The following is an 846-nucleotide window of genomic DNA, read 5'->3' on the forward strand; positions in this document are numbered from 1 at the left end:
AGACTTTATAACTTACAATACGTACGTTCAACTTGTTTATTGGCGAGCTACGCTACAATCCATTTATCATTTAGAATCAGGCCTCTGCATCCCAGTGACCATGCTCAGTAATAGACAGAGAACGCGATGAATGCTCAACGACGCACCCAGGAACAACGTAGCGACGCCATGCGGGAACGCATCATTCAGGCAGTGCTCACCTGTCTAGAGAAGGATGGATTCGCTGGCACCACCGTCAGTCGCATTATCAACATCGCTGGCGTATCTAGGGGCGCCCCACTACACCATTTCTCTAGTAAAGCAGACATGATCGCTGCGGCAGCTGAGCATTTAATTCGCCAGCACTATATTCAGCTGGGTAAAGCCATCGCCAAACTCCATGGATCTGAAGATCGACTAGAAGCCCTTATCTTTGGTGCATGGAAGAATGTTTTCGATCAGCCGGAATTTATCCCGTTGATGCAACTATTGACAGCCAGCCAACATGACCCTGAGCTTGCATCCATTTTGCAACGTGTCTGGACTTCCAATTACTTCATCGTCGGTAACGCGGCAGACCATTATCTGGAGGCCATTAGTGAAGACACCGATGTGCGCTCGATGATGATGTTGACGCAATGGCTGTTGCGCGGCATGGCGCAGGATTTGCACATCGTTGCCGACAAAACGCTCTTTGACCGCTATCTCAAAGTCTGGTGCAACATGCTCGCCGTTCATCTGCGAGCCCGTGCAGATGTAAACGACCCACCGCCTTACCCGCCCAAGTGGGAACTACCGCTGAGCGATGCTTGACCGCCCCACTTGGGCTTGCGGCATCTCTACACATAGCTACGTTGTCGTTAACAC

Annotated in this window: 1 protein-coding gene; it reads left to right on the top strand. The window is 50.8% G+C overall.

The genetic code is table 11. From position 1 onward, the window contains the following. Positions 1-126: 126 nt before the first annotated feature. Entirely contained in the window at positions 127-792 is a 666-nt protein-coding gene (locus A3754_RS01865) for a TetR/AcrR family transcriptional regulator (protein WP_022983803.1), read from the top strand. The last annotated feature ends 54 nt before the right edge of the window (positions 793-846 follow it).

The sequence above is a fragment of the Alcanivorax sp. HI0083 genome, assembly GCF_001635175.1.

Excerpts from the sequence above, each read along its gene's own strand:
- A3754_RS01865 (WP_022983803.1), top strand. The coding sequence starts at position 127 with ATGAATGCTCAACGACGCACCCAGGAACAACGTAGCGACGCCATGCGG.